Source organism: Paracoccus spongiarum, from assembly GCF_030732095.1.
GTDB lineage: Bacteria > Pseudomonadota > Alphaproteobacteria > Rhodobacterales > Rhodobacteraceae > Paracoccus > Paracoccus spongiarum.
Window position 1 is genome coordinate 1 of the sequence record NZ_JAVAMQ010000048.1, and the last position, 4,580, is coordinate 4,580.

The following is a 4,580-nucleotide window of genomic DNA, read 5'->3' on the forward strand; positions in this document are numbered from 1 at the left end:
TCCTTCCAGCCGCGCAGCCTGTCGAGATCGACCGAAGGCGCGCTGAAGGAAATGCCGTGGCCGGCCATCTCCTCGGCTTCGGTGATGACCTTCGCGGCGTGCAGCAGGGCCTTTGACGGGATGCAGCCGACATTCAGGCAAACCCCGCCAAGGGTCGGGTTCTTCTCGATCAGGACCACCTTCCGGCCCAGATCGGCCGCGCGGAACGCCGCCGTGTAGCCCCCCGGACCCGAGCCCAGCACGACGATCTCGGCATGGATGTCGCCCGGACCCGTCGCGGTCCCGGTGGCGGCCACCGGGGCGGCAGCGGCGGGCGCCGCGGCTGCGGGCGCCGCCTGGGCGGCCTTGCCCGGGGCGTCGGCGCCCGCGGCCTCAAGCGTCAGGATCAGCGCCCCTTGGGACACCCGGTCGCCCTCCTTGACCGCGATCGAGACGACCTTGCCTGCGGCCGGCGAGGGCACCTCCATCGTGGCCTTGTCGGATTCCAGCTCGATCAGCGGGTCTTCCTTCGCGACCATGTCGCCGACCGCGACAAGGACGGTGATGACGGGAACGTCGGAGAAATCGCCGATATCCGGGACTGTGACTTCCATGTTCGCCCCCCCTTTCACAGCATGATCCGGCGCACGTCGCCGAGCAGGTATTTCAGCGTCGCGGCAAAGCGTGCGGCCAGCGCGCCGTCGATGGCGCGGTGATCGTAGCTGAGCGACATCGGCAGCATGTTGCGCGGAACGAAGGCCTCGCCGTCCCAGACCGGCGCCATGCGCGAGCGGGTCAGCCCGAGGATCGCCACCTCGGGCGCGTTAACGATCGGGGTGAAGGCGGTGCCGCCGATCCCGCCCAGCGACGAGATGGTGAAGGTCGCGCCCTGCATGTCGGCCGATTTCAGCTCTCCGGCGCGGGCCTTCGCGCTGAGATCGCCCAGCTCCTTCGAGATGTCGATGATGCCCTTGCGATCGGCATCCTTGATGACCGGCACCACCAGCCCGTTCGGCGTGTCCGCCGCAAAGCCGATGTTGTAGTAGGACTTGCGGATCAGCTTGTCGCCGTCGGGATGGATCGACGAGTTGAATTCCCAGTGCTTCTTCAGCGCCGAGACGCTGGCCTTGACCACGAAGGCCAGCAGGGTGACGCGATACCCCTCCTTCTTGGCCTCGTCGTCCAGTTCCTTGCGATACCTGTCGATCTCGGTGATGTCGGCCTCTTCCTGATGGGTGACATGCGGCACGTTCAGCCAGGACCGATGCAGCGCGGGCCCCGAGATCTTCTTGATGCGGGCCATCTCGACATTCTCGACCGGTCCGAATTTCGAGAAGTCGATCACCGGGATCGGCGGGATCCCCATGCCACCCTGCGCGGCGCCGCCGGTGGCTGCCGAGGGCGCGCTGGCGGCCTTGAGCAGCGCGATCACGTCGTCGCGCAGGATGCGGCCCTTGCGCCCGGTGCCGTTGACCTTGCCGATGTCGATGCCGACCTGCCGCGCGAAGGCCCGGACCGAGGGCGAGGCATGGGCCTTGCCGAAGCCCGAATCCGTCACCGCACTGGGTTGCCCCCCGGCAGGCGGGACGGCTGCGGCGGGGGCGGCGGACGCCGCCCGTTCGGGCGCGGCGGCCGGCGCGGCGGCCGGGGCCGGCGCTGCGGTCCCGGCATCCTCGCCTTCGACCGTCAGGATCAGCACGCCTTCCGAGACCTTGTCACCTTCCTTGATCAGGATCGAGGCGACCTTGCCCGCCACCGGGCTGGGCACCTCCATTGTGGCCTTATCGGATTCAAGCTCGATCAGCGGGTCTTCCTTGGCGACGCTGTCGCCGACCTTCACCAGAACCGAGACCACCGGAACATCCGAGAAATCGCCAATGTCCGGCACGTTAACGTCGATTGCCATTTTCCTGTCTCCTCGTCCCGGTTCAGACCAGCCGGGGGTTCGGCTTGTTGCCGTTGATCTCGTATCTGCCAAGCGCATCGCGCAGCGTCGCCTCGTCGATCGCGCCCTCGCGGAACAGGTCGACCATGGCGGCGGCGGCGATGTGGTTCGCATCCACCTCGAAGAAGCGCCGCAGGTTCACCCGGCTGTCCGAGCGGCCGAAGCCGTCGGTGCCCAGCACCGTGAAGCGTCCGGGCACGAAGGCGCGGATCTGCTCGGCATAGTTCTTCATGTAGTCGGTGACCGCCAGAACCGGGCCGGTCGCCTTCGACAGTGCGCGCGTGACATAGGGCACCCGCTGTTCGGCCAGCGGGTTCAGCCGGTTCCAGCGCAGCACGTCCTGGCCCTCGCGCGCCAGCTCGTTCAGGCTGGTCGCGGACCAGATGTCGGCGGTGACGCCGTAATCCGCCGCCAGCATGTCCGCCGCCCTGATCGCCTGCATCAGGATGGTGCCCGACCCCATCAGGTTGACATGCGCCTTGCCGGGCCTCTTCACCTCGCGGAAACGGTAAAGGCCGCGGATGATGCCCTCCTCGACGCCTGCCGGCATGTCGGGATGGGCATAGTTCTCGTTCATCAGGGTCAGGTAGAAATAGACGTCCTCCTGATCCTGATACATCCGCTTCAGCCCGTTCTGGACGATCACCGCGACCTCGTACTGGAAGGTCGGGTCATAGCTGATGCAGTTGGGGATCGTTCCGGCAAGGATGTGGCTGTGTCCGTCCTCGTGCTGCAACCCCTCGCCGTTCAGCGTCGTGCGGCCGGCGGTGCCGCCCAGCATGAAGCCGCGGGCGCGGCTGTCGCCGGCCGCCCAGGCCAGATCGCCGATCCGCTGGAACCCGAACATCGAATAATAGATGAAGAACGGGATCATCGGCACGCCGTGATTGGAATAGGACGTCGCCGCGGCGATCCAGTCGGCCATCGCGCCGGCCTCGTTGATGCCTTCCTGCAGCACCTGCCCGTCCACCGACTCGCGATAGTAGGACATCTGCTCGCGATCCTCGGGCGTGTATTTCTGCCCCTCGGGATTGTAGATCCCGACCGAACGGAACAGCCCCTCCATCCCGAAGGTGCGGCTTTCGTCGGGCACGATCGGCACGACATGCTTGCCGATGTTCTTGTCGCGGATCAGGGTCGTCAGGATCCGCACAAAGGCCATGGTGGTCGAGATCTCGCGCTCGCCGCTGCCCACAAGCTGTGCCTTGAAGGCATCCAGGCCCGGAATCTCCAGCCGTGGCGATGCGGCGATGCGCTGCGGGAAATCGCCGCCCAGCGCCTTGCGGCGGTCCTCAAGATAGGCCTTCTGGGCGTTGTTCAGCGTGACGAAGGGCGCCTTGGGCAGATCCTCGTCCGAGACCGGGATCTTGAAGCGGTCGCGGAAGGCGCGCAACTGGTCCTCGGCAAGCTTCTTCTGCTGGTGGGTGGTGTTCTGGCCCTCGCCCGCGGTGCCCATGCCATAGCCCTTGACCGTCTTGATCAGCAGGCAGGTCGGCTGGCCCTTCGTGTCCGAGGCGCGACGGAAGGCGGTATAGACCTTTTCGGGATCATGGCCGCCGCGGCTGAGGCTCCAGATCTGCGCGTCGGTCCAGTCCTCGACCAGCGCGGCGGTTTCGGGATACTTGCCGAAGAAATGCTCGCGGATATAGGCGCCGTCCTTCGACTTGAAGGTCTGGTAGTCGCCGTCGACCGTCTCGTCCATCAGCTGGCGCAGCCGCCCGGTCGTGTCGTTTTCAAGAAGCTGGTCCCAGCCCTTGCCCCACAGCAGCTTGATGACGTTCCAGCCCGCGCCGCGGAAATCGCCCTCGAGCTCCTGCACGATCTTGCCATTGCCGCGCACCGGGCCGTCCAGGCGCTGGAGGTTGCAGTTGACCACGAAGATCAGGTTGTCCAGCCGTTCGCGGACCGCCAGGTCGATGGCGCCGCGGCTTTCGGGCTCGTCCATCTCGCCATCGCCGAGAAAGCACCACACCTTGCGGTCGGCCATGTCGATATGGCCGCGGTTGTGCATGTATTTCATGAACCGCGCCTGGTAGATCGCCATCAGCGGGCCCAGCCCCATGCTGACGGTCGGGAACTGCCAGTAGTCGGGCATCAGCCAGGGGTGCGGATAGGACGACAGCCCGCCGCCCGCGACCTCGGACCGGAAGTTCAGCAGCTGGTCCTCGGTGATCCGGCCCTCCATGAAGGACCGCGCATAGATGCCGGGCACGACATGGCCCTGGAAAAATACCAGATCGCCGCCGTGGATGGCCGAACGGGCGCGCCAGAAATGGTTCAGCCCGACATCGTACATCACCGCCGACGAGGCGAATGAGGCGATGTGGCCGCCATATTCGCTGGATTCCTTGTTGCGCCGCACCACGGTCGCCATGGCGTTCCAGCGGTTGATCGTGCGAATGCGCCATTCCATGTCCAGATCGCCGGGAAACTCGTGCTGATCCTCGGCGAGGATGGTGTTCTGGTAGGGCGTCGTTGCGGAAAAGGGCAGTGTCGCACCGGCCGCGCGGGCCTGCTGGACGGCCTTGTCCAGCAGGAAATGCGCGCGGTTGGGGCCGTCGCGTTCGATCACGTCGGCGACCGCATCCTGCCATTCCTGCGACTCGACCGGATCGATGTCGGGACCAAGCTCTGTCATCATTGGCTTCCTTTAGCT

Annotated in this window: 3 protein-coding genes; all 3 read right to left on the reverse strand. The window is 66.0% G+C overall.

From position 1 onward, the window contains the following. The coding region (locus Q5Y72_RS19470; protein WP_305965046.1) for a biotin/lipoyl-containing protein at window positions 1-593 on the reverse strand (593 nt) is incomplete at its 3' end. Between the two features lie 14 nt (window positions 594-607). Then, a complete protein-coding gene (gene aceF, locus Q5Y72_RS19475) occupies window positions 608-1,885 on the reverse strand; it encodes a dihydrolipoyllysine-residue acetyltransferase (RefSeq protein WP_305965047.1) in 1,278 nt (425 codons plus the stop codon). A gap of 22 nt (window positions 1,886-1,907) precedes the next feature. Beyond that, window positions 1,908-4,562 carry a pyruvate dehydrogenase (acetyl-transferring), homodimeric type gene (aceE, locus tag Q5Y72_RS19480; RefSeq protein WP_305965048.1) on the reverse strand — a complete coding sequence of 885 codons (2,655 nt, stop codon included), beginning with the start codon at window positions 4,560-4,562 and terminating at the stop codon, window positions 1,908-1,910. Window positions 4,563-4,580: the final 18 nt, after the last annotated feature.

Bases quoted from the DNA above. Each gene is read 5' to 3' on its own strand.
- aceF (WP_305965047.1), bottom strand. From the start codon at position 1,885: ATGGCAATCGACGTTAACGTGCCGGACATTGGCGATTTCTCGGATGTT.
- aceE (WP_305965048.1), bottom strand. From the start codon at position 4,562: ATGACAGAGCTTGGTCCCGACATCGATCCGGTCGAGTCGCAGGAATGG.